21 protein-coding genes and 1 pseudogene are annotated in these 26,502 nt (G+C 58.6%); 14 read left to right on the forward strand and 8 right to left on the reverse strand.

Annotation, left to right across the window (positions count from 1 at the left end; all coding sequences use genetic code 11):
- Nucleotides 1–6 precede the first annotated feature (6 nt).
- The 5 genes from DDT56_RS03760 (at nucleotide 7) to DDT56_RS03780 (ending at nucleotide 5,437) form a co-directional block, all read left to right on the forward strand.
- Complete coding sequence (locus tag DDT56_RS03760; RefSeq protein WP_136165179.1) at nucleotides 7–1,032, forward strand: proline racemase family protein; 1,026 nt, start codon at nucleotides 7–9, stop codon at nucleotides 1,030–1,032.
- A gap of 421 nt (nucleotides 1,033–1,453) precedes the next feature.
- Nucleotides 1,454–2,728 carry an NAD(P)/FAD-dependent oxidoreductase gene (locus tag DDT56_RS03765; RefSeq protein WP_136165180.1) on the forward strand — a complete coding sequence of 425 codons (1,275 nt, stop codon included), beginning with the start codon at nucleotides 1,454–1,456 and terminating at the stop codon, nucleotides 2,726–2,728.
- 133 nt (nucleotides 2,729–2,861) lie between these two features.
- Nucleotides 2,862–3,707 (forward strand): transporter substrate-binding domain-containing protein, encoded by an 846-nt coding sequence (locus tag DDT56_RS03770; RefSeq protein WP_136165181.1) that lies wholly within the window; start codon nucleotides 2,862–2,864, stop codon nucleotides 3,705–3,707.
- A gap of 135 nt (nucleotides 3,708–3,842) precedes the next feature.
- Nucleotides 3,843–4,550 carry a GntR family transcriptional regulator gene (locus DDT56_RS03775; protein WP_136165182.1) on the forward strand — a complete coding sequence of 236 codons (708 nt, stop codon included), beginning with the start codon at nucleotides 3,843–3,845 and terminating at the stop codon, nucleotides 4,548–4,550.
- Nucleotides 4,551–4,786: 236 nt separating this feature from the next.
- Nucleotides 4,787–5,437 (forward strand): DUF421 domain-containing protein, encoded by a 651-nt coding sequence (locus DDT56_RS03780; protein WP_136165183.1) that lies wholly within the window; start codon nucleotides 4,787–4,789, stop codon nucleotides 5,435–5,437.
- A 46-nt stretch (nucleotides 5,438–5,483) separates the two neighbouring features.
- Here DDT56_RS03780 and DDT56_RS03785 read toward each other — a convergent pair whose 3' ends face one another.
- From DDT56_RS03785 to DDT56_RS03800, 4 genes are read right to left on the reverse strand one after another with little or no spacing between them, the layout of a single operon-like run.
- Nucleotides 5,484–7,133: a dipeptide ABC transporter ATP-binding protein gene (locus DDT56_RS03785; RefSeq protein WP_136165184.1), complete on the reverse strand. Its 1,650-nt coding sequence runs from the start codon at nucleotides 7,131–7,133 to the stop codon at nucleotides 5,484–5,486.
- The gene (locus tag DDT56_RS03790) at nucleotides 7,130–8,041 is read right to left on the reverse strand and encodes an ABC transporter permease (protein WP_136165185.1); all 912 of its coding nucleotides are present in this window, start codon (nucleotides 8,039–8,041) and stop codon (nucleotides 7,130–7,132) included. Before DDT56_RS03790 ends, DDT56_RS03785 begins: the two co-directional genes overlap by 4 nt.
- On the reverse strand, nucleotides 8,038–8,988 hold the full coding sequence (locus DDT56_RS03795) for an ABC transporter permease (protein WP_136165186.1): 951 nt from the start codon (nucleotides 8,986–8,988) through the stop codon (nucleotides 8,038–8,040). The genes DDT56_RS03790 and DDT56_RS03795 overlap by 4 nt, the downstream gene beginning before the upstream one ends.
- Nucleotides 8,988–10,643 (reverse strand): ABC transporter substrate-binding protein, encoded by a 1,656-nt coding sequence (locus DDT56_RS03800; protein ID WP_136165187.1) that lies wholly within the window; start codon nucleotides 10,641–10,643, stop codon nucleotides 8,988–8,990. Before DDT56_RS03800 ends, DDT56_RS03795 begins: the two co-directional genes overlap by 1 nt.
- Nucleotides 10,644–11,053: 410 nt before the next feature.
- Between DDT56_RS03800 and DDT56_RS03805 the strand changes: the two genes are divergently transcribed.
- Together DDT56_RS03805 and mltB are read left to right on the forward strand one after the other, a co-directional pair.
- The gene (locus DDT56_RS03805; RefSeq protein WP_136165188.1) at nucleotides 11,054–11,395 is read left to right on the forward strand and encodes a zinc ribbon domain-containing protein YjdM; all 342 of its coding nucleotides are present in this window, start codon (nucleotides 11,054–11,056) and stop codon (nucleotides 11,393–11,395) included.
- A gap of 108 nt (nucleotides 11,396–11,503) precedes the next feature.
- Nucleotides 11,504–12,598, forward strand: a complete 1,095-nt coding sequence (gene mltB / locus DDT56_RS03810; protein ID WP_136165189.1) for a lytic murein transglycosylase B — start codon at nucleotides 11,504–11,506, stop codon at nucleotides 12,596–12,598.
- Between the two features lie 25 nt (nucleotides 12,599–12,623).
- Here mltB and DDT56_RS03815 read toward each other — a convergent pair whose 3' ends face one another.
- Nucleotides 12,624–13,772 carry an alpha/beta hydrolase gene (locus tag DDT56_RS03815; protein WP_136165190.1) on the reverse strand — a complete coding sequence of 383 codons (1,149 nt, stop codon included), beginning with the start codon at nucleotides 13,770–13,772 and terminating at the stop codon, nucleotides 12,624–12,626.
- Between the two features lie 159 nt (nucleotides 13,773–13,931).
- On the opposite strand from DDT56_RS03815, the gene DDT56_RS03820 reads away from it, so the two are divergent.
- From DDT56_RS03820 to DDT56_RS03840, 5 genes and pseudogenes are all read left to right on the forward strand, one after another.
- Nucleotides 13,932–15,578, forward strand: coding sequence for a multidrug ABC transporter permease/ATP-binding protein (locus DDT56_RS03820; RefSeq protein ID WP_136165191.1), 1,647 nt, complete (start codon nucleotides 13,932–13,934; stop codon nucleotides 15,576–15,578).
- A gap of 184 nt (nucleotides 15,579–15,762) precedes the next feature.
- Nucleotides 15,763–16,812 carry a type II asparaginase gene (locus DDT56_RS03825; protein WP_136165192.1) on the forward strand — a complete coding sequence of 350 codons (1,050 nt, stop codon included), beginning with the start codon at nucleotides 15,763–15,765 and terminating at the stop codon, nucleotides 16,810–16,812.
- Nucleotides 16,813–17,000: 188 nt separating this feature from the next.
- Entirely contained in the window at nucleotides 17,001–17,522 is a 522-nt protein-coding gene (gene aroL / locus DDT56_RS03830) for a shikimate kinase AroL (RefSeq protein WP_136165193.1), read from the forward strand.
- A gap of 157 nt (nucleotides 17,523–17,679) precedes the next feature.
- The gene (gene ppnP / locus DDT56_RS03835; protein ID WP_009114072.1) at nucleotides 17,680–17,964 is read left to right on the forward strand and encodes a pyrimidine/purine nucleoside phosphorylase; all 285 of its coding nucleotides are present in this window, start codon (nucleotides 17,680–17,682) and stop codon (nucleotides 17,962–17,964) included.
- Nucleotides 17,965–17,984: 20 nt separating this feature from the next.
- A pseudogene (locus DDT56_RS03840) lies at nucleotides 17,985–18,162 on the forward strand (methyl-accepting chemotaxis protein); the annotation flags it as partial.
- 73 nt (nucleotides 18,163–18,235) lie between these two features.
- Here DDT56_RS03840 and rdgC read toward each other — a convergent pair.
- From rdgC to sbcD, 3 genes are all read right to left on the reverse strand, one after another.
- Nucleotides 18,236–19,147, reverse strand: coding sequence for a recombination-associated protein RdgC (gene rdgC, locus DDT56_RS03845; RefSeq protein ID WP_136165194.1), 912 nt, complete (start codon nucleotides 19,145–19,147; stop codon nucleotides 18,236–18,238).
- Nucleotides 19,148–19,293: 146 nt separating this feature from the next.
- On the reverse strand, nucleotides 19,294–22,977 hold the full coding sequence (locus DDT56_RS03850) for an AAA family ATPase (RefSeq protein ID WP_136165195.1): 3,684 nt from the start codon (nucleotides 22,975–22,977) through the stop codon (nucleotides 19,294–19,296).
- Nucleotides 22,974–24,200 carry an exonuclease subunit SbcD gene (gene sbcD / locus DDT56_RS03855; RefSeq protein ID WP_136165196.1) on the reverse strand — a complete coding sequence of 409 codons (1,227 nt, stop codon included), beginning with the start codon at nucleotides 24,198–24,200 and terminating at the stop codon, nucleotides 22,974–22,976. Before sbcD ends, DDT56_RS03850 begins: the two co-directional genes overlap by 4 nt.
- A 217-nt stretch (nucleotides 24,201–24,417) precedes the next feature.
- Between sbcD and phoB the strand changes: the two genes are divergently transcribed.
- Entirely contained in the window at nucleotides 24,418–25,107 is a 690-nt protein-coding gene (phoB, locus tag DDT56_RS03860) for a phosphate response regulator transcription factor PhoB (RefSeq protein WP_009114067.1), read from the forward strand.
- A gap of 27 nt (nucleotides 25,108–25,134) precedes the next feature.
- Nucleotides 25,135–26,457, forward strand: coding sequence for a phosphate regulon sensor histidine kinase PhoR (phoR, locus tag DDT56_RS03865; RefSeq protein ID WP_136165197.1), 1,323 nt, complete (start codon nucleotides 25,135–25,137; stop codon nucleotides 26,455–26,457).
- Nucleotides 26,458–26,502: the final 45 nt, after the last annotated feature.

A 26,502-nucleotide genomic window follows, 5' to 3' on the forward strand; every position in this document is an offset into this window, starting at 1 on the left:
GAAGCCATGCGCTGGAAAAAAACGCTGCAACTGGTGGATGTGCACTGCGAAGGCGAGATAGGCAAAGTGATCACCTCGGGCGTGATTGATATTCCCGGCCGGACGATGCTCGATAAAATGAACTACCTCAACGAGGTGGATGACAGCATCCGTCGCATGGTGACGCTGGAGCCGCGGGGATGTTTGCAGATGTCGGCGAATCTGCTGCTGCCGCCCACCGTGCCCGGCGCTCATGCGGGGTTTATCGTGCTGCAGGCGGACAAGGCGCACCCGATGTCGGGCAGCAACTGCATTTGCGTGGTGACGGCGTTGCTGGAGCTGGGCATGGTCGAGATGCAGGAACCGCAGACCAGGGTGGTCCTCGATACGCCGGTGGGGCTGGTCACCGCGGTGGCCAGCTGTTCGGCGGGCCGCTGTACCGGCGTGACGCTGGATATGGTGCCGGCCTTTGTTGAAAAGCTGGACGCGGGGTTCGCCGTCGAGGAATTCGGCGAAATCAAGGCCGATATCGCTTTCGGCGGCGTCTATTACGCGCTGGTCGACGTGGAGCAGATCGGGCTGTCGATCTCGCCGGAAAATGCCAGGGCCCTCGGCGGCTATGGGATCATGCTGCGCGACAGTATCAATCGGCAGATTCAGGTGCGCCATCCGCTGTTTGAACAGGTTCAGGGCATCGCCTATGTCATGTTCCGCAGCAAAGAGGAAGGAAACGTCTGGCGAACCTGCACCACGCTGCCGCCCGGACGCGTCGACCGCTCTCCCTGCGGCACCGGCAGTTCGGCCAACCTGGCGACGCTGCATGCCCGCGGCGCGGTCGAAAAGGGGAGTAAACTGATTTCGCGTTCAATCATCGGCGGCGAGTTTCACATCGAACTGCTGGGCACGACCACGGTTGGCGATAAGATCGCCGTTTTGCCCAGAGTCACCGGGCGCGCCTGGATTTACGGCATCCAGCAGCTGGGCATCGACCCCGATGACCCGCTGGCGGCGGGGTTTATGTTGAGCGATACCTGGGGACCGGCCTTATCCTGAAATATTTCCCGGGAGAATTAAATCGGCCGGAAAAATAGAGAAAACATTAAGGGAAATAGTATTCCGCGTTATTGGATAAAATTAAAATCCATCGTTTTTCGACGGTGTGGTCGCGCTCGGAAAAATAAAAATGCCGTTCAGGATATGAAATAAATATTCCGCCGCGCGTTTATTTTTCTGAAAAAAATTACAGCTAATTGGAATATAAGGAATATATTCGGCACTGATTTATTGTGACGATTAAAGGATAAAAAAATCATATTGGATTCCTGTTGTTTTTTTATGTTGTTATGCCATAAATATTGATGTGTGCAATTTTGTATGCATTAAACGGAACCGCAGTGTTAATTCAGCCGGTGAAATAAAAATATTTCGTCGACAGGTCGCTTTTTATTAATCAGCAGGCGTCGGGGTGAAAATAATGAATGGCAGCGTAAAGGATGAAGTACCAAAATCGGTGGTGGTCGGGGGAGGCATTGTCGGGGTCTGTTGCGCCTTGTATCTGCAGCGTGAAGGCCACAGCGTTTCGCTGGTCGATCCCGCCCCGCCCGGAGACAGCACGGCAAAGTGGAGCTGCGGCTTGATGGCGGTCAGCGAAATCATTCCGCTGTCCAAGCCCGGCATTCTCAAGCGTATTCCAGGCTGGCTGCTGGATCAAAAAAGTCCTCTGGCGCTGCGTCCGTCCGCGCTGCCGACCGTTTTTCCCTGGTTTCTGCGTTTCGTCAGCAATGCCCGCCACAGCCGGATCGGCGCCATCGCCCATGCCATGTCCACGCTGTCCCACCAGGTTTATCAGGATTACACGCCGCTGCTGGCGGAGTGCGCGGAGAAGAATTTGCTGGGCGAGTATCCGGTAATCGAACTGTTCGATACGGCGGCCGGCATCGATGACGAGCGCGCGCTGCTGGAATTGCGCCAGCAGCTGGGGTTCAAGCTGGAGGTACTCAACGGCGATCAGAACGGGGAGCTGGAACCGGCGCTGGCGGGGAAATTCCGCTACGGCCTGCTGCTGCCGGACTGGCGGGCGGTGCGGGATACGGAGGGATTTATCGCCTCGCTGACGGAAAGCTTTATCCGCCAGGGCGGGCGCCGCATTTCCGGCGTCGTCGAGCGTATTGACGAGTCCGACGGGCGGGCCAGCGGCATCAGGCTGAGCGACGGCCGGGGGCTGCCCGCCGACCACGTGGTGATCGCGGCGGGCGTTGGGGCGCGGGCCTTCTTTAAACAACTGGGGGTGAATATTCCGCTGACCGGCATCGCCGGCTATCAGGCGCTGCTCCCCACGCCGGAGGTGGACATCCGCCATCCGCTGATCTACGCCGACGGCGGGTTCGGTTTTACCCCGATGACGCGCGGCTTGCAGATTGGGGGAACCATCGAGTTTGCCGGCGCCAACGCCGAACCGAATTTCAAGCGCGCGGAGATCATTCTCGAACGGGCGAAACGGATATTGCCGCAGTTGAATACCGCGAATCTGGAATACGGCGTCGGCAATCGTCCGTTTCTTCCCGATACCAAACCGGTGATAGATCGCGCCCGGCGACTGCCCAACGTGCTGCTGGCGCTGGGACACGGCCAACTGGGGCTGGTTTTGGGCGCCACCACCGGCCGCCTGATCGCCGATCTCGCCGCCGGACGGCAGCCGGCGCAGGATCTGACGCCGTTCAGCGCCGGCCGCTTCTCGTCGGGCGGCTAAGTCAGGTCCGGCGAAATCGCATCCGACGCCGGCAGGGGAAGGGCGGCGCGGATGCGCAATATGGCGCGCGGTCAGGTCGAGGCGCCGTGTTCAGGGTTACTTCGTATACCACTAGCATTCAGGGGAAAATACCATGAAAGATGTCATTTTTCGTCATATCCGCAAGCTGTCGTACTGTTTGTTCGGCGCGGCGCTGCTGCTGCCGCAACTCCCCGCGCAGGCCGCCGAGCAGGGGTTCTGGCAGCGGGTGCAAAGCGCGGGCGTGCTGCGCTGCGGCGCGGCCACCGCACCCCCCTATGTTATGCGCGACGCCAAAACCGGCGCTTACAGCGGCTACTTCGCCGAACTGTGCCGCGATTTCGGGGAAAAGGTGCTGAAGGTGAAAGTCCGTTTCGTGGATGCCAGCTGGGATACGATGGTGGCCGGTCTCCAGAGCGACAAATGGGATCTGGCCATGGCGCTCAATCAGACGCCGGAACGCGCCCTGGCCGTCGCTTTCTCCACCGCCGCCACGGATTACCAGATCTCCTTCCTGATCAACAAAGACAACCCGAAACTCCGTGAGGCGGGCGACACGCTGGCGGATTACGATCGCCAGGACGTCACCTTCGTGGTCATGTCGGGAACGGCGGGGGACAAGGCCATCAGCGCCGCGGTCAAGAAAGGCAAAATCATGCGCCTGCCGGGAAATGACGAAACGCGGCTGGCGCTGATGGCGCGCCGCGCCGATGTGCTGGTGGACGCCAGCGACACCAACCATCTGTTCGCGGTCGCCAATCCCGGCTGGACGAAAGAGATTTTTCCCACTCCGGCGCTGGCCAAACAGGGGGTCTCGTTCGGTTTGCCGCGCAACATTTCCGCGGCGGACCTGCAGGTGCTGAATATCTACCTTACCCAGCGCCGCGAAATGGGGGAGATCGACGCGCTCGTCAATCAGGCGTCGGAAGAGGCCAACGCGCAAAACAAACCCGCACAATAGTTTTTCGACGGAATAGTTTCCAACGGCTCCCCGGCCGGCGGCAGAGGGAGGAAGCCTGCGTTAAGCTGACCGGTCCGGCATGTTATGATGACGGCAGAGAAGCAATTTATTCTTCTGTCGATAGGATACTGATAAATGAGTAAGCCGTTTGCGGAAAACGAGAGTCAAGGCCGCCGTCATGCCGGCAGGTATATTTACGACACGCTGAGAAAACAGATCCTGACATTGCGGCTGAGGCCGGGGACGCAGCTTGACGAGATCTCGCTGGCCGCGCAGTTCGGGCTGTCACGATCGCCGGTGCGGGATGCGCTGGCGCGACTGGCGGCGGAGAGTCTGGTGACCATTCTGCCGAACAGAACCACCATCGTTACGCCATTCGAGATAGAAGAGTTTCCCAACTATATCGCGGCGCTGGATCTGATGCAGCGGGCGGTGACCCGACTGGCCGCGATGCAGCGCACCGATGAAGAGCTGGAGCATATCCGGGCGGCCAACACCTTGTATATGCAGGCCGTCGCCAGCGACGATTTCAGCCTGATGACGGAAAAAAATAAAATTTTCCATCTGGCCGTCGCCAAAGCCGGGAAAAACCACTATCTGTCATCCCATTATGAACGCTTGCTGGAAGAGGGACAGCGGCTGCAGCATTTGCAGTTCGAGCATATGGCCCGCGGCGACGCGCCGATGAAGCTGGGACGGGATCACGATGAGATGATAGAGGCTATCGCCAGTAAGAACCCCGACGTCGCCGAACGTTCGGCCCACGAACATACGATGTTATTCCAGTCCCGTTTTCTCTATTTTATGCAGCAGAATCTGATTAAGGATATGCCAATCATTTGACCTCGCCTCCCGGCGGCGGCAAACGGCGAGCCGTCGCTGCGGGGCAGGTAAATCGCGCTGATGGCGTCTGTTTTACCGGTCTAACCCGTCTGTTTTCCCTGAAAAAACGGCATAAACGCCGATTTTAATCTATATAAATCATGGAGGGCGCCGCGTCAGCGGCGGCCGGCAATGGGGTTTGTATCGGCGCAGGTCTTGCTATAGCAGACCGCGTAAGGTAGTGGATAAGAGGATATATGGAATATTACGGTTTAGTGTTAATCAAGTTCGTCATCGGCTTTTGCATCGTCATCATGCATCTCAATCTTTCAGGAAAAACCCAGCTATCGCAAATGACGCCGGTTGATTTCATCGGCAATTTCGTGCTGGGGGGCATTATCGGCGGGGTGATATACAGCGACAGCATTCCGCTGCATCAATATGTGTTGGTGCTCTTTATCGGCGTCGGGCTGATATCGTTGCTGAATGCCGTGAGTAAGCATGTGCACCTGTTTCGCGCCATCGCCATCGGCAATCCGCTGCCCATCGTGAAAAAAGGGCGCTTTCTGATGGATAATATTCTGCGCAAGAAAAATAAAATCGATATTTTAAATGTCGCTTCACAGCTGCATTCGCAGGGAATCAACGCCTTTCAGCAGGTAACCTATGCCCAGATAGAGCCCAGCGGGCAGCTGACCGTGGTGTGCGATAACGCGAAAATGCCGTCGGTTATCGTGATGAAAGACGGCAAAGTCAGGCCGGAGGAGCTGAAACAGATAGAAAAGGATCGGGACTGGCTGGAAAAAGAGCTGAAGCGTCACGATCTGGAGGATGATGACATCTTTATCGCCGAGTTCTGGGATGGCAAGGTGATGTTTATCCTGCGCGACGGCACCATTGTGAAGTGATACGGGGGCGCGGCAATCAGCCGCGCCGCCTTGCAACCACTTCGGCCTACAGGGCCGATGGCTGGCTGCCGGCCCGGACCAGCCGCCGTCCGGGCACCGCATCCAGCAGTTCGCGCGTATAGGTTTCGGCGGGGGAACCGAACACCTGGGTTGCCGGTCCCTGCTCAACCACGCGTCCATGGCGCAGCACCACGATGTGGTGCGCCACTGCGGCGACCACCGCCAAATCGTGCGAAACCAGTACGTAACTCACGCCGAGTTCGCGCTGCAGTTCCCCCAGAAGTTCGAGAATCTGGGCCTGCACCGAGACGTCGAGCGCCGATACCGGCTCGTCAAGAAACAGCAATTCGGGTTTTAACGCCAGCGCGCGAGCAATGGCCACACGCTGGCGCTGGCCGCCGGAGAGTTCGCGCGGCAGGCGATTGAGCATGGCGCGCGGCAGTTGCACCTGGTCGATCAGGCTCCTGGCCTCGCTCTCCAGGGCGGCCCCCTTGAGAAGACCGAAGGCGCGCAAAGGCTCGACGATGCTTTCAAAGATGGTCAGGCGCGGGTCGAGGGAAGCATAGGGGTTTTGCTGTACCAGCTGCATGCGTCTGCGCAATGGCCGAAACTCCGACCAGCTCAGGCGCGAAAGATCGGTGGCGCCGTCGAAGATGACCCTGCCGGCGGTCGCCTGCTCCAGTCCGAGAGCGATACGCAGCGACGTCGTCTTGCCCGAGCCCGACTCGCCTACGATGGCCAGCGTCTGCCCGGCCGCAACGCTAAAGGATACCGCGTCCAGCGCCTGAAAATGGCTCGCCTGGCCGCGCGCGCCGGGCAGCCTGAACGCCTTGCCCACCTGGTCGAAGCGCAGTATCTCGCGCGTGGGCAAGGCCTGCGCGGCAGGGCGCGGCGGCACATTCAACACCGGCGCCGCCTGCAACAGCATGCGGGTATAGTCGTGCGCGGGCGCGGCCAGCACGGTGGCGGGATCTCCCTGCTCCATAATTCGTCCGCTCTGCATGATCAGCACGCGGTCGGCACGGTCGGCGGCCACGCCCAAATCATGGGTAATGATAAGCATGGAGATGCCCTGGCTGCGCACCAGCGTCGCCAAATGGTCGAGAATGCGGCGTTGCACCGTGACGTCGAGCGCCGAGGTCGGTTCGTCCGCAATCAGCAGCCGGGGCCGCCCGGCCACGGCGATGGCGATCAGTACCCGTTGGCGCTGACCGCCTGAAAGTTCGTGCGGATACTGGCGGGCGCGCAGTAGGGGCTGATCCAAACCGACCTGTTCAAGCAATTCCAGCACGTCGGCGTCGAGCGCCCGACCTCGCGAGCCGCGAACGCGCCGGACAACTTCGCCGATTTGCCGGCCAATCCGCATGGTTGGGTTAAGCGCCACCATCGGGTCCTGGGGAACCAGACCGACGGTACGGCCGCGCAGCTGTCGCCAGCGAGTCTCGGAGAAATGCGTAACGTCGTCGCCGGCGATGGCGATCTTTCCTCCGGTGATGCGCGCGTTGCCCGCCAGCAGTCCCATCAGCGCGCCGGCCAGCGTAGACTTGCCGGAGCCCGACTCGCCGACGATGGCGACGGTCTCGCCGGGAAATATCGACAGACTGACGTCATTTACCGCTCTGATATCCCGGGTTTGGACCTGATATTTTACGTGCAGATTTTCCACCGTCACCAGCGGCTGTTCCGGGCGGCTCATCGCTGCAGCTCCTCCAGGGTTTTGGCGATGTGGTTGAGGCTGAACACCACCAGCGCAACGAACAATCCAGGGAGCAAAGAAACCCACGGGGCGGTCATCAGATAACCGCGCCCTTCGGAAATCAGCGTACCCCATTCGGCGGCCGGCGGCTGGGCGCCGAACCCGAGGAAGCTCAAGGCCGCGACCGCCAGCACGGCGCCGCCGAATTCGAGAATCACCAGCACCACCACGGGTCCGCAGGAATTGGGTAAAATATGCCTCCAGATAATCATCAACCAATTGGTGCCGCACAGGCGCGCGGCCTCCACGAAGGGAAGGGCCTTGACCTTTAGCACCTCCGAGCGAGTGGTTCTGGCGAAGGCAGGAATGCTTCCCACGCCCACGGCGATAGCCACCTGGAGGGTGCCGAAACCTATCGCGGTCACAATTGCCAGGGCCAGGAGAAGCGCGGGAATGGCCAAGGTCACGTCGACTATCCTCATCAGCGCGGCATCCACCTTTCCCCCTGAAAAACCCGAAAAAACCCCCAGCAGCAGCCCAACTACCGCGGCGATCAGGATGGCGAGCACGGTTGCCTGAATGGTCAGCTTTGAACCGTAAAGCACCCTGGTGAAGAGATCGCGCCCGACGTGGTCCGTGCCGAAAAGATGTTCCCACGAAGGCGGCAGGATTTTATCGGCCGGAGAGGTGGCGAAGGGATCCTGGCTGGTAAACCAATCCGGGAAAACGGCCGCGGTGACGACAAAAAGAATAAACAGTATCGCCAGAGCGAATCCCGGCCGCCGAATCAGTAGCCCGAGGGCCTGAGCCAGCCTGGCCCGCCAGATTTCCGGCCGCGTGGCGTCGTCGTCCCACTCGCTGGCGTTATCAGCCAGTCGCGGGCGTGAATTTACTTCACTGCTGTTCATGTGACTTTCTCGACGTGACGTATGCGGGGATCGATGACGAGATAGAGCAAATCGACTATCAGGTTCGTCACCACAAAGGCGGTTGCCGCAATCACCACGATGGCCAGGACGACGGGAACGTCCTGAGCCAGTACGGCTTCCTGGGCCAATCTGCCGATTCCTACCCGCGAAAACACGGTCTCCGTGGTTACCGCTCCGGTAACGGTCGAGCCGATCAGCAGTCCCAGAATGGTGAGCGTGGGAAGGGCCGCATTTTTGAGCGCGTGCCTGGTGTAAACCGCAAAATGGGATATTCCCTTCGCCTTCGCGGTCTGGATGTAGGGCTCTTTGAGCGTGTCATTCAAGCTGCGGATTAGCACCTGCGCCAGCACCGCCGCCGACGGCAGCGCCATGGTAATGCTGGGCAGAATCAGGGTCTTCCATCCGTTTGAACCGCTTGAGGGAAGCCACCCCAAACCGAATGCGACCACTTGAATCAGCAGCAGGCCGACCCAGAATGACGGCAGCGAAACGCCGAGGACCGGCAGGCGGCTCAGGAAAACCTTGAGCGGCTTCCACTGCACATAGGTCGCCGCAATGGCGACGCTCAATCCGAGCGCCAGGGCAAAAACCACCGAAACCGCGCCCAGTAACGCGGTGCTCGGCAGCCGGGAAAAGACGATCTCGTTAACCGACTGGCTTTTGGTGGCCGAGGTTCCGAAGTCTCCCTGCAGAATACCCGCCAGGTGTGAGAAATACTGCGCGATCGGGCCCTTATCCAGCCCGTAGTATTCTTTGACTTGCTGTAGTTCCTGCGGGGAAAGCGCGTCTATCTGGAGATCGTTGGTGGCAAGCAAATACACCAGCGTATCGCCCGGCAGAACATAAAGTATGATATACGACGCCGTGTAAGCCAGCCACAGCACTAAAATGGCCTGCAGGAACCGTCTAACGATATAGCCGGTCATTACTTTTCGATCCAGATATCATTGACGTGGAGAAAGGTTTCTCCGCTGAATTTCACCCCGTGGACCTTGGAGCCGACAGCCGCCTGCTGGGTACGCGCAAAAATCGGGAAATAGGCGTTTTCCTGCAAAATAAAGTTCTGCGCATCCTTATAGATAGCCTTGCGCGCCGCCGGATCCGCTTCAGCCAGCCCCTTGTCGAGCAGCTCTTGCAGTTTCAGCTGCGCCTGCGCGGTAAAACGATTTTTTGACACGGCGGATCCCGAATAACGAACGTCCGAGTGGGATTGGATCACCGCGGGATCGCCGCGCGTCAGAACCCCGCGTTGCAGATCGTAATTGCCGGAGACATAGCGGGCATTAGCCTCGCCTGCCGTCACCGGCTGCAAGATCAATTCAAAACCTACTTGCCTGACCTGATCCTGGACCAGCACGTCTCCCGGCTTTTCCTCGGTAATCGGATAAACAACCGTCAGCCTTTTCCCATCGCGATAGCGATAGCCGTCGTCGGCGACCAGCCAGCCCGCCTTTTCAAGCAGTTGCGCCGCGCCCTGCGGATCGTGGGTCAAACCGTCGGCCTGGGATTGGTAATATAAGGTTGACGGCTCCAGAACGCCTTCGGCCACCGGGAAATGTTGGCCGTAAATCGTCGCCGCGTAGCTTTTCCGATCGATGGCTTTCTGGAAGGCTTGCCGAACCGCGGCGTTGGAAAAGGGCCGGTCATAATTTACATTGGGATATAAACTCTCGGTGATGCCCGGAATCGAGCGCTGAATGATATTGAGCCCTTTGCCTTTGATATAATTGTAATCTTCATTGGTAAAGGGATCTCTGGGCCAGGCAATATCGACTTCCCCTGAAATCACGCTTCCGACCCGGTTGCCGCTCTCCGGAATATAACGCACGATAATTTCATCCAGATACGCATCTCCCTTATTTTCACTGACCGCGGACGGCCAGGCGTAGCCTGCGCGTTTTTTCAGCACAATGCGTTCCTCCGGCGAGTACTCGGCTAAAATAAAAGGACCGGAGCCGATGATTTTGCCAAGATTCCGCTCCCGAATAGTGCTGTTTTTGTAGGTGGCCGGCGCTAAAATTCCCAGATTCGTGGTAGACGTGGCCTGTAGGAAAGCGGCGTTGGGAACGCTGAAATTGACCTTTATGGTGTATTCATCGACGACTTCCGAGGAAACGTAGCCGTCAATGTAGGATTTTCCGAAAGCGGTCGGAAGCTCCTTGAGCAGCGCAATATTGGCGTCGAACGAGAGTTTCACCGCCTCGGCGTTAAACTTTTCGCCATTGCTGAACGTAACGTCGTCGCGCAGATAAAATGTGTATTGCGTGGCGTCATTATTTAATTCCCAGCGGGTGGCCAGCCAGGGAATAATTTCGCCGCTTTGCGGATCCTGGTCGGTGAGTTGATCAACCACCGCCCTTAACACCGAACGATGCTCGATCCAGTAAACCTGAAACGGGTCGATGCTGACCAGAGCGGTGTTGTCGCTGCGAAAAGCAATATCCAGGGCTCCGCCGCGCTGGATCTCTGCCGACTGCGCCTGCGCCGGCAGGGATAGGCCGCCGACAAGCCCGCAGGCCGAGATGGCGGCGGCCAGGATGAGGCCGGAAAGGCGATTGAAATCACGTCTGGGGAAATTCATTGTTCACTCCTGTTATGGCGCGGAATTCGAACTGCCGGGAGGGCATAAAGTCCCATGGAAGACTTTTCATCGCCGCAGGGCAGGCAAACGCAAACTATGTTAATTTGCGGCAATAAAATATCTCTTTATTCTTGATATTTAATGGAATCCTGGAGGTAAACGTTTTTGGATGCAAACAAGAAAATCGGATAAATAATTGTATTTTTCGTCTATCGACGGGCGGTATTGAATAAATCCAACCCTTTACCAGCCTTATAATACCTTTCCCCCGTTTCCCGGTCGGCGGAGAAAGGAATAAAACGCCGACTACTCACCGTGGCGATAAAACGTTAAAATGTCCGTCGTTGGTTATGCCATCTTTGATTTTATTGAATTTTTACATAAACTTTATTCTTTTCAGGAATTTTATAATGCAACAGCTACCTAATTGTCCTAAATGTCACTCTGAGTACACCTGGCAGGATAATGAATTACTCAACTGCCCTGAGTGCGGACATGTATGGGCAATGGACGGTGATTCGGCCGCTCAGGAGGAAGGGCCGATCGTCAGGGACGCCAATGGCAATCTGCTGGCGGACGGCGATACGGTGACGGTAGTTAAGGATCTGAAAGTAAAGGGAAGTTCCTCAACGCTGAAAATCGGCACCCGGGTTAAAGGCATTCGCCTCGTCGAAGGCGACCATAATATTGATTGCAAGATTGACGGTTTTGGCGCCATGAAGCTGAAGTCCGAGTTTGTGAAGAAAAACTGACGGCGGAACGCGGCGCCCTGACGTCAGGGCGCAGCCGTTATTACGTCAGGCAATACTGGCCGCAGCCGCTATCCTTTTCTTATCTTAATCTGCTTATACGGACACCCAATGCGTCATTTGGCTACTCTCTTTTCACTGATTGTTTTGCTCTCAGCCTGTAGCAGTAAGCCCGCGCCTCCGCCTCCGACGACCGTCGCCGCGCAGGGAAATCCTTTTAAGGGCGGCGGCTTTCTGCTTGAGCCCGCGCCGTCGGGGCATCTGCTGGGGGGCGATTTCGCCTTTAATCCGGCGACCAGCCGCTTTGTGGACAAAATGGTGAGCGAGCACGGCTTCGATCGCCGGCAGCTGCATGACGTACTGGCCCAGGCGCGGCGGCTGGACTGGGTGCTGCGCCTGATGGACAGGCAGGCGCCGACTTCACGCCCTCCGTCCGGACCTAATGGCGCCTGGATCCGCTATCGCAACCAGTTCATCACGCCGGATAACGTGCAAAACGGCGTGCTTTTCTGGAATCAACATCAGGATGCGCTGCAGCGCGCCTGGGAAATATACGGCGTACCTCCAGAGATTATCGTCGGTATTATCGGCGTTGAAACCCGCTGGGGACGCGTGCTGGGCAAGACGCGCATTATTGATGCGCTGGCGACGCTGGCGTTCGACTATCCACGCCGCGCCGACTATTTTACCGGCGAGCTGGAAACCTTCCTGCTGATGGCCCGCAATGAGGGGAATGACCCGCTCAGCCTGCGCGGCTCCTACGCCGGCGCGATGGGCTACGGTCAGTTTATGCCTTCGTCGTTTAAAAACTATGCGGTGGATTTTGACGGCAACGGCCATATCAACCTGTGGGATCCGGTGGATGCCATCGGCAGCGTGGCCAACTACTTCAAGGCTCACGGCTGGGTCAAAGGGGGCGTTGTGGCGGTGCCGGCCGTCGGTCAGGCGCCGTTGCTGGAGCATGGCTTCAGCACGCGCTACTCCCTCGCCACGTTGCAGGCCGCCGGACTGCGGCCGCAAAGCACGCTGGGCGGCTACCAGGAGGCCAGCCTGCTGCGGCTGGATGTCGGCAGCGGATACCAATACTGGTACGGTTTGCCCAATTTTTACACCATCACCCGCTACAACCGCAGCACCCACTACGCGATGGCGGTATGGCAGCTGGGCGAAGCGGTGGGCCGGGCGCGGCAGGGCGGCGTTTACTGATATCGCGACGTCGGCCGCGGGCCGACTATTCGCTCTCCAGCACCTGCTTCATCACCCGCGTTTGCCAGTCGAAATAGGGGTTGAAGGTCAGGCGGACGTGGGTTTTGCCGTCTTCCTGGTAGCCCCAGTCCGAATACCACAGCTGGTTTCGGTCCTGGCAGATCTGCCGGCTGGCCGGCGTTTGCCCGTTGGCGCAGACGATGACCGAGCCTGCCTCGCCGTACTGTTTGTTATCCGGCGAAAACAGTATCGACATATGGGAGAACTGGCTGATGCGCCACTCGGGCAAATAGTCGCTGCGGGTCAGCACGCGCGGCGAACGCGTGCCGGCGGGCCGGTCGCCATACCAGATCAGCCTGCTGTGCGGATTGGTGAATTTGCGCTCGAATAATTCGAGCAGGTAAGGGGTGTTCAGCACCGAGTCATGCTCGGTGAGCACCATCAATACCGGTTTGTCGTAGGCGGTTTGGGCCAGCAGCCTGCGCACGGCGGCGCTGGAATGGTAAAACTGGGCGAAACCGTTGGTCGGCACCACCATATAACGCGTTATCAACTGCTGCGGATAACCGGGCCGGGGTTTGAGTATCCAGTCTCTAAAGACGGAAAGCAGCGGCGTGAGGAAATCGTAGCGTTCGTCGGATTTTATCGCCGGTGAAAACAGCAGTAACCCGTTAATTTCCGGGTGCTTCAGCGCGTATTCCAAAACCAGATTGCCGCCGGTGGAGAAGCCGCCCAGATAGACCTCATCCACGTCACGGCGCAGAATGGCCGCCTGCTCGGCGACCACTCTGCGCCAGTCGTCGACGGTGATATGCAGCAGATCCGCCGGGCGGGTGCCGTGGCCCGGCAGCAGCACGGTTCTGACCAGATAGCCCTGCTGCGCCAGCCGCGGCATAATGTCGTTGAATGAACCGGGAGAATCCCCCAGCCCGTGAACCAGTAAAATCCCCTTGTCCGGCTTGCCGGGCGGGCGCATTTCCTGCGGCGTATTCCAGGCCAGCTCAAGGTTTTTATCGCTGCTCTGAAAGGCGCGATGCTGCGCAACCCAGCGCGCGGTGTCCTGCTGATAGCGGGCGAAGGTCGTTTGCCCAAGCGGCGTAATGTCATGCTGCCTGCCCGCGCAGCCTGACAGGATAAGCAGGACGACGACGGCCAGGCCGGATATTATTTTCATAAAAATCGCCGCCTTGGCGACGGCCCGTAAGGGTGGCTGAAACGACAACGTTTTGTCCTGCAACTCGAATTATTCAGGGTATATGAGAATTATTCTTGATATCAACTCCCGTCCGATTAAACTGCGTGCGATTCCCACCATTATCGAGAACTGAGTGTTATGGAGTTGCTTCGCATCGTTTACCAGCAGTACCGCTGGACTTTCCTTGCCGTTATCGTCTTAAGCCTGGTCAGCGCCGCTCTGGGAATCGGCCTGATCGCCTTTATCAATCTGAAACTGATTGAAACGGTGAGCCAGTCTCTGACCGTACTGCCCCAGTTTCTGGGACTGCTGCTGTTGCTGATGGCGGTGACGCTGGTTTCGCAACTGGCATTGACGACGCTGGGGCACCATTTTGTTTATCGCCTGCGCGGACAGTTTATTAAACGCATTCTGGATAGCAATATCGCGCGCATAGAACAGATTGGCAACGCGCAGCTGCTTGCCAGCCTGTCCAGCGACATTCGTAATATCACCCTGGCGTTTGTGCGCCTGCCCGAGCTGGTGCAGGGCATCGTGCTGACGCTGGGTTGTGCGGCCTATCTGGCCTGGCTGTCGCCGAAGATGCTGATAGTGACATCGCTGTGGATTGCGGTCACCATTTGGAGCAGCTTCATCCTGGTTTCCCGCGTATACCGTTATCTTACCCAGGTGCGGGAAGCGGAGGACCGCCTGCAGAAAGACTATCAGACGGTGATTGAGGGGCGTAAAGAGCTGGCGCTGAATCGAGATCGGGCGCAGCAGCTGTATGAAAACATTTATCAGGCCAACGCGCAGGACCTGCGCCAGAACATTATCCGGGCCGATACCTTCCATCTCAGCGCGGTGAACTGGTCCAACATCATGATGCTGGGGGCGATCGGCGCGGTGTTTTTTATGGCCAACAATCTGGGCTGGTCGGATACCAATGTCGCCGCGACATACTCCCTGACTCTGCTGTTCCTGCGGACGCCGTTGCTTCAGGCGGTCGGCGCGCTGCCCACGCTGCTCAGCGCGCAGGTGGCGTTCAATAAATTAAAAACCCTTAAGCTGACCGACTACCGCGCTGAATTTCCCGTCGCCACGGCGCCGGCGAACTGGCAAACGCTGGAACTGCGCGATGTGGTGTTTCGCTATGCCGATTCGGCGTTCGAGGTGGGGCCGCTGAATATGACTATCCGGCGCGGAGAGCTGGTTTTTCTTATCGGCGGCAACGGCAGCGGCAAATCGACGCTGGCGATGCTGCTGACCGGCTTATATACCCCGGTATCCGGCTGTTTATTGCTGGATAATCAGCCGGTAACCGCCGCCACCCTCAAAGACTATCAAAAGTTGTTTTCCGCGGTATTTACCGATTTCCATCTCTTCGGACAAATGATCGGGCCGCAGGGCGCGGCGCCGGATATGGCGCTGGTGGACGACTGGCTGGAACGGCTCAATATGCGCCAGAAACTGGCGCTGGATAATTATCAGATAACGAATTTGCAGCTTTCGCAAGGGCAGCGTAAACGCGTCGCGCTGCTGCTGGCCGTGGCGGAGCAGCGCGATATTCTGCTGCTGGACGAATGGGCGGCGGATCAGGATCCGCAGTTCCGCCGGGTGTTCTATCTTGAGCTGCTGCCTCAGCTCAGGGCGCTGGGCAAAACGATTATCGCCATCAGCCATGACGATCGCTATTTCCAACATGCCGACCGGTTGCTCGAAATGCGCAACGGTCAACTGTCGGAGCTGACCGGCGCCGCGCGCGACCAGGCAAGTCAGGATGCCGTCGCGCGGATCAACCGATGAGCGCAAGGTATAACATTAACCTATGTCAATGATTTTATAGCCAAAGCTATACAGCCGCCGGGCGCTGAGGCATGATAAGCGCCAATGTCGGCCGGCCTCGGCCGACAGGCAGGATATTATTTATCACTCATCGGCAGCCTTCGAGCAAGGGCCTGCCGTTTAAACATATTGGGTCGGTATAGGTATGAAAAGGATATTTAGTTCACTGTTTGTGGTCGTTCTGGTCTGTTTTTCCGCCCTGGCGAGTGCGGCGGAAAACCTGCCTAACGTGGTGATTCTGGCGACCGGGGGGACCATCGCCGGTTCCGCCGCCGCCAACACGCAAACCACGGGGTATAAAGCCGGCGCATTGGGCGTGGATACGCTGATCAATGCGGTGCCGGAACTGAAAACGCTCGCCAATATCAGCGGCGAGCAGGTCGCCAATATCGGCAGCGAAAACATGACCGCCGACGTTTTGCTGAAGCTGAGCAAAAGAGTCAACGAACTGCTGGCCCGCGACGATGTGGACGGCGTGGTGATCACCCACGGTACGGACACGCTCGACGAGTCTCCCTACTTTCTTAACCTGACGGTAAAAAGCGACAAGCCGGTGGTTTTCGCCGCGGCGATGCGCCCGGCGACCTCAATCAGCGCCGACGGCCCGATGAACCTGTACGGCGCGGTTAAAGTGGCTGCGGATAAAAATGCCCGTGGCCGCGGTGTGATGGTGGTGCTCAACGACCGTATCGGTTCCGCCCGTTTTATCAGCAAAACCAACGCCTCTACGCTGGATACCTTTAAAGCGCCGGAAGAGGGTTACCTTGGCGTGATTATCGGCGATAAAATCTATTTCCAGAATCGCCTGGATAAAATTCATACCACCCGTTCGGTATTCGACGTAAGCAACCTGGAGAAACTGCCGGCGGTGGATATTATCTACGGTTATCAGGACGACCCGGAATATATGTATGACGCAGCCATCGCGCACGGCGTGAAAGGCATTGTCTATGCCGGCATGGGCGCGGGCAGCGTGTCTAAACGCAGCGATGCCGGTATTCGCAAAGCGGAAGGCAAAGGCGTCGTCGTGGTGCGCGCCAGCCGTACCGGCAGCGGGATCGTGCCGCCGGATGCTTCCCAGCCCGGACTGGTCGCCGATTCGCTCAACCCGGCCAAATCACGCATTCTGCTGATGCTGGCGCTGACCAAAACCACCAATCCGGCGGTGATTCAGGAATATTTCCACACCTACTGATATCTGTGGCTGGTGAATGGTATCGCCCCGTGATCTATTGCGGGGCTTTTTGTTTTATGACCTATAAGCGGATTTTATATTCGCGAATTTTACCGGTATGATTCATCCTTCGAATAAATAATGAGTAACCCGCCGGCAGAATCACGCCGTTCAGAACGGGCCTGACGAAAACAAGGATACGTCATTAAATGACACAGCCCATTTTTATGGTTGGAGCCAGAGGTTGTGGTAAAACCACCGTAGGAAGCCAACTGGCGCAGGCATTAGGATACGAGTTTATCGATACCGACCTATTTATGCAGCAGAGCGGCAGGATGACGGTTGCCGAAATCGTGGCGCAGGAAGGGTGGCAGGGTTTTCGTCAGCGGGAAAGCCGGGTATTGCAGGAAGTGACCGCCTGCCGTCGCGTGGTCGCCACCGGCGGCGGCATCGTGCTGTCGGCGTTGAACCGGCGGTTTATGGGCGACAACGGCTCGGTGGTTTATTTGCGCGCGCCGGCGGAATTACTGGCCCGGCGTCTGGAGGTCAGCCCGCTGGCCCATCAGCGCCCGACCCTCACCGGGCGGCCGATCGCCGAAGAAATGGCCGACGTGCTGGCCGCCCGCGAGGCGCTCTACCGCGAGGCGGCTCACCACGTCATCGATGCGACGCAGGACCCGACGATCATCGTGGCGAACGTGATGCGGATACTGCGTTTATCGGTAGCCTGATCCTTCCCCGCGGCGCCGCGTTTTCCCTTGATTTGGTAAAATAATCGCCGGTCGATGCTACCGGCAACGCACTTTCATTGAATAGATAGTGACAGCGGCTTATTGCACCTTTTAAGATGAATTTTCCTGGTTTTTTCCAACTTATAGGTGCCGCTCTATGTTGAAGGTAAACGAGTATTTTGCAGGGAAAGTGAAATCCATTGGTTTTGACAGCGGCAGTATCGGGCGCGCCAGCGTCGGGGTCATGGACGCCGGGGAGTACACCTTCGGCACCGGTCAGCCGGAAGAGATGACGGTGATCAGCGGGGCGCTGAAAGTGTTGTTGCCGGGCGCCCCTGACTGGCAGGTTTTTATGCCCGGCGAGTCGTTTTTCGTGCCGGCGCAGAGTGAATTCAATTTACAGGTGGCGGAGTCTTCCGCCTATTTTTGTAAATACCTGTAGCCTCTTCATTTATACCTTATGCGCGGCAGGTGAATGAGAAAGTCCTGCTGTTGGCCAAGGATCGGTGGAAAAGTGGTCTCGGACGTGATGGCGACGATGGGCGATATCGTGGTCGCGTCGGGTAAAATCGGCGACATTATCGGCGTGATTGACGGTATCGCCTTCCAGACCAATATCCTGGCGCTGAACGCGGCGGTGGGACACTTCCTCGTGTAATCAGCTTGCCCGCCGCGGCGAGGACAGCGGCGGGCGCACGGCATAAACGCCGGGGCTAGCGCTGAGCCTCGCCGCCCAGGGCTTCGATCAGGTTGGCGATCAGCGCCGCCAGTTCGGCGGTCATCAGAATAAAGTCGGCGTCGAAGCGCTGAGCGAAATCATCCCGATCGATATCATCGTTTTGTTCGCGCAGCGTATCGGAGAACTTCAGCCGTTTCAGCGAGCCGTCGTCTGACAGCACCAGCTGTACCCGTTCCTGCCAGTCCAGCGCCAGTTTGGTGACCAGCTTGCCCGCTTCGATATGCACCGCGATTTCGTCGCTCACCAGATCCTGTTTTTTGCAGCGGATCACGCCGCCGTCTTCCAGAATCGCTTTCAGCTCGGCTTCATCCTGTAGGGCGAAACCGGCCGGAGGAGTACCGGAGCGCACCCATTCGGTCAGCGTCAGCTCGATGGGGTTTTCCATCGTCAACGGCACCACCGGCAGCGAGCCGAGGGTCTTACGCAGCAGCGCCAGGGTGTCTTCCGCTTTCTTGGCGCTGGCGGCATCCACCATGATCAGGCCGTTGACGGTATCGATCCATAACCAGATTTGGCTGAAGCGGCTGAACGCGCGCGGCAGCAGGCTGTGCAGCACCTCGTCCTTCAGCGAGTCTTTTTCGGTTTTTTTCAGCTTGCGGTGCTGTTCCGCCTCCAGCCGCTCGATTTTGGCCTGCAACGCCTGTTTAATCACCGGCGAAGGCAGGATCTTCTCCTCTTTACGGGCGCAGATAACGATCTGCCCGTTAACCACGTGCGTTAAGGCGTCGCTGTGGGAGCCCATCGGCGACACCCAGCCGCTTTTCATCATGTCCTGACTGCCGCACGGCGTGAAGGCGAAGGCGCTTAACTGTTTTTCCATCTCATCCGCCGACAGGACGACGTCGCGGTTCAGGCGGTAAATCATTAAATTTTTAAACCACAGCATGGTGTTATCCCTGACTGGGCGCGCAGGCTTGCACGCGGGTTCATTAATGCAGCGCGCATGATAACGAATTCGGGCGGGCGATGCAGAATAAAATCAGCTTATTCCCGTTATCCTTCAAGCCGCATGCGCGTCCGCCGCGGCCTGAACTAAAGCGCAAATTCCGGCGCCAGCCGGCTGATGCCCAGGCCGTTAACCTTGGCGACCTTAATCTGTACGGGAATGCGCTCTTTCATCGCCTCGACGTGGCTGATGACGCCGATGGTTTTACCGCCGGCGTTGAGGTTATCGAGGGCGTCCAGCGCGGCGTCCAGCGTTTCCGCATCCAGAGTGCCGAAGCCCTCGTCGAGAAACAGCGAGTCGATGCTGGTTTTATTGCTCACCAGATCGGAGAGCGCCAGCGCCAATGCCAGACTGACCAGAAAACTTTCCCCGCCGGAAAGCGTGCGGGTATCCCGCAGCGCGTCGGCCTGCCAGGTATCCACGATCTGTAGCTTCAGCTCGTCATTGGTCTGGCGCTGCAACAGATAACGGCCGTGCAGGCGGGCAAGCTGCCGGTTGGCCAGATACACCAGATGATCCAGCGTCAGCCCCTGGGCGAATTTGCGGAACTTATCGCCTTTCTGGGAGCCGATCAGCTCGTTCAGACAGCTCCAGTCGTCATAGTGCCGCTGGCTTTGGGCGATTTCCGCCAGCAGCGCCTGCTGATTCTGGCGGTGGCGCTGGTCGGCGGTTAATTGCTGGCGCATTTCCCCCTGCTGCTGAAGGTTGCTTTTCAGCGTTTCATTTAATTCGTCCAGTCTATGCTGCACCGAGGGCAGGGCGGCTTCCGCCGCCAGCGTTGGCGGGCGCTGTTGCTGATGGACGGTCAGAAGCCGCTCCGCCTGTTGATACAGCGCGGTCGCCTGTTGCCATTGCTGATGCAGTTTTTCTTTGCGCTCGCGCAGTTCGTTACGCTCCCGCTCATCCAGCAAGGCGCGTTGATATGCCTCTTCATCCGCGAAAACGCTGTGTTGCAACGCCTGGGCGAAATCCTGCTCCGCTTGCCGCCGCAGCGCGGCGACGCGGGTTTGTTGCTGCTGTACGCCGGTTAATTCGCCGGTCAGCCGGTCCAGCGACGACTCCGCCTGCTGGCGCTGCGCCTGAATTTCCCGGCTGGCCTGTTCGCACTGCCGGCTTTTTTCACGCAGTTGGGCGCTGACTTCCGCCGTCGATTTATCACCGAAAAGCTGTTGCCGCTGCCGTTGGGATTCGTCCAGCGCGTTGGCGTGCGACAACAGCTGTTGCTGGAGCGCCAGCAGCTGCTGTTCGCCAAGCTCGGTGGTTTTGGTCAGATGCTGCCGCTCCGCCTCCAGCGCCGCCGCGCCGTTCGATAGCCGCTGCTGTTCCTGCTCGGCCTCTTTCCAGACCCGCCACTCTTCGGCGCGCTGCGCCAGCCAGGTCTCCTGTTGCGCCGTCTCCGGCGCGCCAAGGGAGAAATCCGCCAGCGTTTCTTCCATTTCCCGCCGATGCTGTTTCTGCTGCTCCGCGCTCTGTTGCTGCGCTTGCCGCAGCTCGGAGAGGGCATTTTTCAGCGTTTGCCGCTGTTGGGTATTCAGCGCTATCTGCTGCTCCGTCTGTTGCAGCAGGGTATTTGCATTGGTCAGTGAATCCTTACTTTCCTGTCGTTGCCGTTGGGCCTGCTCGCGCAGCGCAATCTGCCGTTGAATCTGCTGTTCCAGGGTTTCGCACTGCGCCAGCCACGCGGTTAATTCGGCGAATTGGTCGGGGGCGTAATCCCCCGGTAAGCGCTCACTGACCTCGCGCCACTGTTGCAGCAACGTCTGATATTCCTCATCCATGCGGCCGCGATCGTTCTGCAACTGGTCGAGCTGCTGTTGCAATGCCGCCAGCTGCGCCTCGAGGTGCGTCAGCGCGCTTTCCGACTGGCCGACCTCCTGGCTAAGCTGTAGCAGACGTTGTTCGGTTTCCGAGGGCTGCAGCGCCTGATAGCGTTCGACCGCCGGGTGGTGCGTCGAGCCGCACAGCGGGCACGCTTCGCCCGGCCGTAGCCGCCGCCTTTCCTCTTCCAGCTTTACAATGCGTATTTCCAGCTGATGATTTTTATCCACCTCGGCCAGATGCTGACGGCGCAGCTCAAGCTCCGTACTTTGCCGTTGCCGCTGTTCCTGCAACCGGCCGCGTTGTTCCTGTAGCTGCGTTTGCCGGGTTGCCGACTGCTCCCTGCGCGAGCCGAGCCGCTGGAACAGCTCGCCGAGGGTGGCCAGGCGCTGGCGGTCGGGCCGCCGGGCGATAGACTGGCTAAGCTGCTGGTACAGATCGCCAATCGGCTGCCGGTCGTCCGCTTCCTGCAACGTCTGCTGATGCTGGTCGAACTGTTGCTGCGCATGGCTGACCGCGCCGTGCTGTCCGGCGCGCTGGGCGGTCAGTTTGTCCGCTTCCTGATTCAGCTGTTCCGCCTGTTGCTCATAGCGCGCCTGTTTTTGGCGCAGGTTCGCCAGTTCCTCAACCAGCTGCCGCTGCCGCTGAAACTGGGTGCGCCACAGCGAAAGGTATTCCCCCCAGCGCTGATGATGCGGGTGCTGCCGGCGATAGGCCTGGAGCTGTTCGAGCCGTTGCCGGGCGGACTGGTACTGCCGCTCCGCTTGTTCCAGCTTGCGGCGATCGTCCTGCTGGCGCGCCTGCGTTTGCTCCAGTTCCTGCTGCTGTTTGTCCCGCTGCTGCCGCAGGGTGTTGATCTGGTGGTCCAGCGGCATGATGCGTTCCCCGATCAGCGTCTCCTGCTGCTGGCGGTAGTCGGCGTGCCGGCGCTGGTCTTGCTGCGTTTTCTCCTCTTGCTGGCGCAGCGCCAGCAAGAGGCTCTCCTGGGTTTGCCGCTGTTGCGTCAGGGCGGCGAGTTGCTTTTGCAGCGCCGCGGACTCGGCGTGGCAACGGTCCCGCTCCTGCTGGAGCGGCCTGAGTTTTTCCGCCGGTTCGCTTTGCGTCAGCCGTTCGAGCGCCGGCTGCGCCTGTCGCATATCCTCTTCCGCCGCGGCGAGCCGTTCTTTGCCGGCCGTCAGCGCCTGCCGGTGCGCGGCGAGTTGTTCAAACCAGCGCTGATGAGTTAGCGCTTGCTCACGCTCGCTAATCAGCGCCTGTTCCCGTTGCGTTAATGATGACAGCTGCGCCTCCAGTTGCCGGCGCTGTTCGTCATTCAGCAGCTCGATGCCCGCCGCGCGCGCCTGCAGGGTATCCAGGGCGATTCTGGCCTGTTTGTGCCGGTCGAAAACGCGTTCGGATATCAGCCCGTATATATCCGTGCCGGTCAGTTCCTCCAGCAGTTCGGCGCGCTCGTTGGCGTCCGCATTCAGAAAGGCGGCGAATTGCCCCTGCGATAACATCATCGAGCGGGTAAAACGGCCGAAATCCAGCCCGGTGATGGCGGCGGTCATCTCCAGTTTTTCGGTCAGTTTTTCACACAGGATCGTGCCGTCATCCACCCGCGCCAGTTCGGCTTTCGGCGTTTGCAGGTTGCCGTCCGGGGAGTTTCTGGCCCGCCGCTGGCTCCAGAAGGCGCGATAGCCGACGCCTTTGACCTCGAATTCCACTTCCGCCAGGCATTCCGCCGTGTTGCGGGTCATCAGCTCATTCTGGCTGGCGGAAATGTTTTTCAGCCGCGGCGTCGCGTGATACAGCGCCAGGCAGATGGCGTCGAGCAGCGTGGTTTTCCCCGCGCCGGTGGGGCCGGTAATGGCGAACAGGCCGTTGCTGGCAAAGGGCTCCTGAGTAAAATCAATTTTCCATTCCCCTTTCAGGGCATTGAGGTTTTTTAACCGCAGGCTGAGTATTTTCATGCGGCGGGCTCGCTATTTTCCAATTCATCCATAACCTGATCGAACAGCGTGCGTACGCGCAGCTGGCGGCTCTCTTCCAGATCGGCGGCGCTCGCCAGCCGGCGTTCGAAAACCTCGTGCACCGTCAGCTCGTTCAGCGTCTCTTTCTGCTGGCGGACTATCGCCTGCAGGCGTTGTTCGCGGGCGCGGCGCAACAGCAGCACTTCGACGGGCAAACCGTCGGTCAGCGCCTGAATGCGTTTCTGCATATCGCTCAGATAATCCTGCGTGGTGATTTCAATATCCAGCCACACCGGTTTTTCGCCCTGATAGTCGCTGAAGGCGGCCAACTGTCGCTCTATTTCCGCCAGATCGCCTTTGATAAGGCGCATCGGCTGGGTGACCGGCACCGGCAGCGCCTCTACCGTCGGCGGGCTGCCCGGCGCCAAATCCACCAGATAAACCGATTTCCGGCTGCTTAATTCATCAAAACTCAGCGGGATGGGGGAGCCGCTGTAGTAAATGGGCGCGCTTTTCGTCACCCGCTGCGGGCGGTGAATATGGCCGAGGGCGATATATTCCGCCGGCGGAAAAGCCTGCGCCGGAAACGCATCCAGCGTACCGATGTAGATATCGCGCACGGAATCGGAGGCGGTGACGCCGACGGTGGTCAGGTGTCCGGTGGCGATGATGGGCAGCGGCAGCCCCAGAATATCGCGCTGCCGGCAGGCCGACTGGTAACACTGCCGGTAATGCGTGGTGATGGCGTCCAGCAAGGCCTGCTGTTTTTCATCGCCGGATTGCCCGGCCTGGCTGGCGATCAGATCGCGCGGGCGTAAAAAAGGGATGGCGCACAGCAGGGCGCCGGGCTGATTCCGGCGGTTTTCCAGCACCAGCACCTGTTTGTCGACGTCGCCGTCGACGCTGGCGATAACCCGGGTATTGAGGCAGGCCAGCAGATCCCGCGATTCGTTCAGCGTGGCGACGGAATCATGGTTGCCCCCCAGCACCACCAGCCGGCAGCCGGTGCGCTGCATATCGACCACGAAGCGGTAGTACATTTCCCGCGCATAGCTTGGCGGCGAACCGTTATCAAAGATATCTCCTGCGACTATTACCGCATCCGCCTGTTGCTGTTCGACCTGTTCAAGCAGCCAGTGCAGAAAAGCCTGATGTTCGGCCGCCCGGCTTTTGGTGTAAAAATACTGCCCGAGATGCCAGTCGGCGGTGTGGATAATACGCATGGAACTCCCTGAACGGCATGTAATCGCAATGCGCTTGATTATAAACAGCCAACGGGGCACTGTCGTGGCGAAAACAGAAAGTTTGGAAAGCGGCTCGAAAATGCGTCGGACCGTTATTGTGCGAGGTTGAAAAAATGCTTTTAATAAATCTGTCACAAAACTGACGCATAATGCCTCCCGCATGCAACAGCGACGATGATTAATGGCAGGGTTAATGATGGCTAGACGCATATTGGTCGTGGAAGATGAAGCACCGATTCGGGAAATGGTATGCTTCGTACTGGAGCAGAATGGTTATCAGCCAGTCGAAGCCGAAGATTATGACAGCGCGGTAACGCAACTGTCGGAGCCTTTTCCAGAACTGGTGCTGCTGGACTGGATGCTGCCGGGCGGTTCAGGTCTGCAGTTTATCAAGCATATGAAACGCGAGGCGCTGACGCGCGATATACCGGTCATGATGCTGACCGCGCGCGGCGAAGAAGAGGACCGCGTGCGCGGGCTGGAAGTCGGCGCGGATGATTACATTACCAAGCCGTTTTCCCCCAAGGAGCTGGTGGCGCGAATCAAGGCGGTGATGCGCCGCATTTCGCCGATGGCGGTTGAAGAGGTGATTGAAATGCGCGGATTGAGCCTCGATCCCTCCTCCCACCGGGTGACGACGGAAGAACTCGCGCTGGATATGGGGCCCACGGAATTTAAACTGCTGCACTTCTTTATGACGCATCCTGAGCGGGTTTACAGCCGCGAGCAGTTGCTGAATCATGTGTGGGGCACTAACGTTTATGTTGAAGATCGTACCGTTGATGTGCATATCCGCCGCTTGCGCAAGGCGCTGGAAACCAGCGGGCATGACAAAATGGTGCAGACCGTTCGGGGAACGGGGTATCGTTTTTCAACGCGTTATTGAAGGTTGTCGTAGCGGAGAAACATTAACGTGCTAGAACCTCTCTCATGGAAAAGGCTGGCGCTGGAGCTGGCTTTTTTTTGTCTGCCCGCGCTGTTACTGGGATTGATCTTCGGCTATCTGCCCTGGTTTCTGTTAGCCGCCGTTCTGGCGGCGCTGTGCTGGAATTTTTATAACCAGCTTAAACTCTCCTACTGGCTGTGGGTCGATCGCAGCATGACCCCGCCGCCCGGCCGCTGGAGCTGGGAACCGCTGTTCTACGGCCTTTATCAGATGCAACTGCGCAACCGGCGGCGGCGGCGCGAGCTGGCGTTGTTGATTAAACGTTTTCGCAGCGGCGCCGAATCCTTGCCGGATGCGCTGGTAATTACTACCGAAGAGGGCGCCATTTTCTGGTGCAATCATCTGGCGCAACACCTGCTCAGCTTCCGCTGGCCGGAAGATAACGGGCAGAATATCCTTAACCTGCTGCGTTATCCCGAATTCGCCGACTATATGAAAAGGCGGGATTTCAGCCGTCCGCTAACGCTGCAGCTGAATAACGCCCACCACGTCGAATTCCGCATAATGCCCTATTCGGAAGGGCAACTGCTGATGGTGGCGCGCGATATTACGCAGATGCACCAGTTGGAAGGCGCCAGACGCAACTTTTTCGCCAATGTGAGCCATGAGCTGCGCACCCCGCTGACGGTATTGCAGGGCTATCTGGAGATGATGCAGGATGAAACGCTGGATAGCGCCCTGCGCAACAAGGCCCTGAATACCATGCAGGAACAGACGCGGCGTATGGACGGACTGGTAAAACAGCTGCTGACGTTATCGCGTATCGAAGCGGCGGCGGCGATCGATCTGAACCAGAAGGTGGATATGCCGCTGATGCTGCGCGTCTTGCGGCGTGAAGCCCAGGCGCTGAGCCAGGATCGCCACGAGTTGGTTTTTCGGGTGAATGAGCAGCTGCAGATTTTCGGCAACGAAGAACAGTTGCGCAGCGCGGTTTCCAATCTGGTTTATAACGCCGTTAACCATACGCCGCCGGGCACGCGCATTGAGGTTTGCTGGCAGAAAACGCCGCAGGGCGCGCAGTTTCAGGTGAGCGACAACGGGGCGGGGATCGCCGCTGAACATCTGCCGCGCCTGACGGAGCGCTTTTATCGCGTCGACAAGGCGCGTTCGCGGCAGACCGGCGGCAGCGGGTTAGGGCTGGCGATCGTCAAACACGCGCTCAGCCACCATGATTCCCGGCTGGAGATCCTCAGTGAGGAGGGGGCCGGTTCCCGCTTTGTGTTTACGCTGCCGAATCGGTTGATTGCGCCAGCCTCCGCGGCTGAAAATACCGTGAAACCCTCAGCCTGACGGCGGCGGACGCCATTGCTCAACCTTGAGTCGGGGGGGCATAAA

The organism is Brenneria corticis (genome assembly GCF_003115855.1).
Classification (GTDB): domain Bacteria; phylum Pseudomonadota; class Gammaproteobacteria; order Enterobacterales; family Enterobacteriaceae; genus Brenneria; species Brenneria corticis.

What these genes read in the sequence shown, in the direction of transcription:
- DDT56_RS03760 (WP_136165179.1), top strand. Translation starts at nt 7, where the DNA reads ATGCGCTGGAAAAAAACGCTGCAACTGGTGGATGTGCACTGCGAAGGC.
- DDT56_RS03765 (WP_136165180.1), top strand. Translation starts at nt 1,454, where the DNA reads ATGAATGGCAGCGTAAAGGATGAAGTACCAAAATCGGTGGTGGTCGGG.
- DDT56_RS03770 (WP_136165181.1), top strand. Translation starts at nt 2,862, where the DNA reads ATGAAAGATGTCATTTTTCGTCATATCCGCAAGCTGTCGTACTGTTTG.
- DDT56_RS03775 (WP_136165182.1), top strand. Translation starts at nt 3,843, where the DNA reads ATGAGTAAGCCGTTTGCGGAAAACGAGAGTCAAGGCCGCCGTCATGCC.
- DDT56_RS03780 (WP_136165183.1), top strand. Translation starts at nt 4,787, where the DNA reads ATGGAATATTACGGTTTAGTGTTAATCAAGTTCGTCATCGGCTTTTGC.
- DDT56_RS03785 (WP_136165184.1), bottom strand. Translation starts at nt 7,133, where the DNA reads ATGAGCCGCCCGGAACAGCCGCTGGTGACGGTGGAAAATCTGCACGTA.
- DDT56_RS03790 (WP_136165185.1), bottom strand. Translation starts at nt 8,041, where the DNA reads ATGAACAGCAGTGAAGTAAATTCACGCCCGCGACTGGCTGATAACGCC.
- DDT56_RS03795 (WP_136165186.1), bottom strand. Translation starts at nt 8,988, where the DNA reads ATGACCGGCTATATCGTTAGACGGTTCCTGCAGGCCATTTTAGTGCTG.
- DDT56_RS03800 (WP_136165187.1), bottom strand. Translation starts at nt 10,643, where the DNA reads ATGAATTTCCCCAGACGTGATTTCAATCGCCTTTCCGGCCTCATCCTG.
- DDT56_RS03805 (WP_136165188.1), top strand. Translation starts at nt 11,054, where the DNA reads ATGCAACAGCTACCTAATTGTCCTAAATGTCACTCTGAGTACACCTGG.
- mltB (WP_136165189.1), top strand. Translation starts at nt 11,504, where the DNA reads ATGCGTCATTTGGCTACTCTCTTTTCACTGATTGTTTTGCTCTCAGCC.
- DDT56_RS03815 (WP_136165190.1), bottom strand. Translation starts at nt 13,772, where the DNA reads ATGAAAATAATATCCGGCCTGGCCGTCGTCGTCCTGCTTATCCTGTCA.
- DDT56_RS03820 (WP_136165191.1), top strand. Translation starts at nt 13,932, where the DNA reads ATGGAGTTGCTTCGCATCGTTTACCAGCAGTACCGCTGGACTTTCCTT.
- DDT56_RS03825 (WP_136165192.1), top strand. Translation starts at nt 15,763, where the DNA reads ATGAAAAGGATATTTAGTTCACTGTTTGTGGTCGTTCTGGTCTGTTTT.
- aroL (WP_136165193.1), top strand. Translation starts at nt 17,001, where the DNA reads ATGACACAGCCCATTTTTATGGTTGGAGCCAGAGGTTGTGGTAAAACC.
- ppnP (WP_009114072.1), top strand. Translation starts at nt 17,680, where the DNA reads ATGTTGAAGGTAAACGAGTATTTTGCAGGGAAAGTGAAATCCATTGGT.
- rdgC (WP_136165194.1), bottom strand. Translation starts at nt 19,147, where the DNA reads ATGCTGTGGTTTAAAAATTTAATGATTTACCGCCTGAACCGCGACGTC.
- DDT56_RS03850 (WP_136165195.1), bottom strand. Translation starts at nt 22,977, where the DNA reads ATGAAAATACTCAGCCTGCGGTTAAAAAACCTCAATGCCCTGAAAGGG.
- sbcD (WP_136165196.1), bottom strand. Translation starts at nt 24,200, where the DNA reads ATGCGTATTATCCACACCGCCGACTGGCATCTCGGGCAGTATTTTTAC.
- phoB (WP_009114067.1), top strand. Translation starts at nt 24,418, where the DNA reads ATGGCTAGACGCATATTGGTCGTGGAAGATGAAGCACCGATTCGGGAA.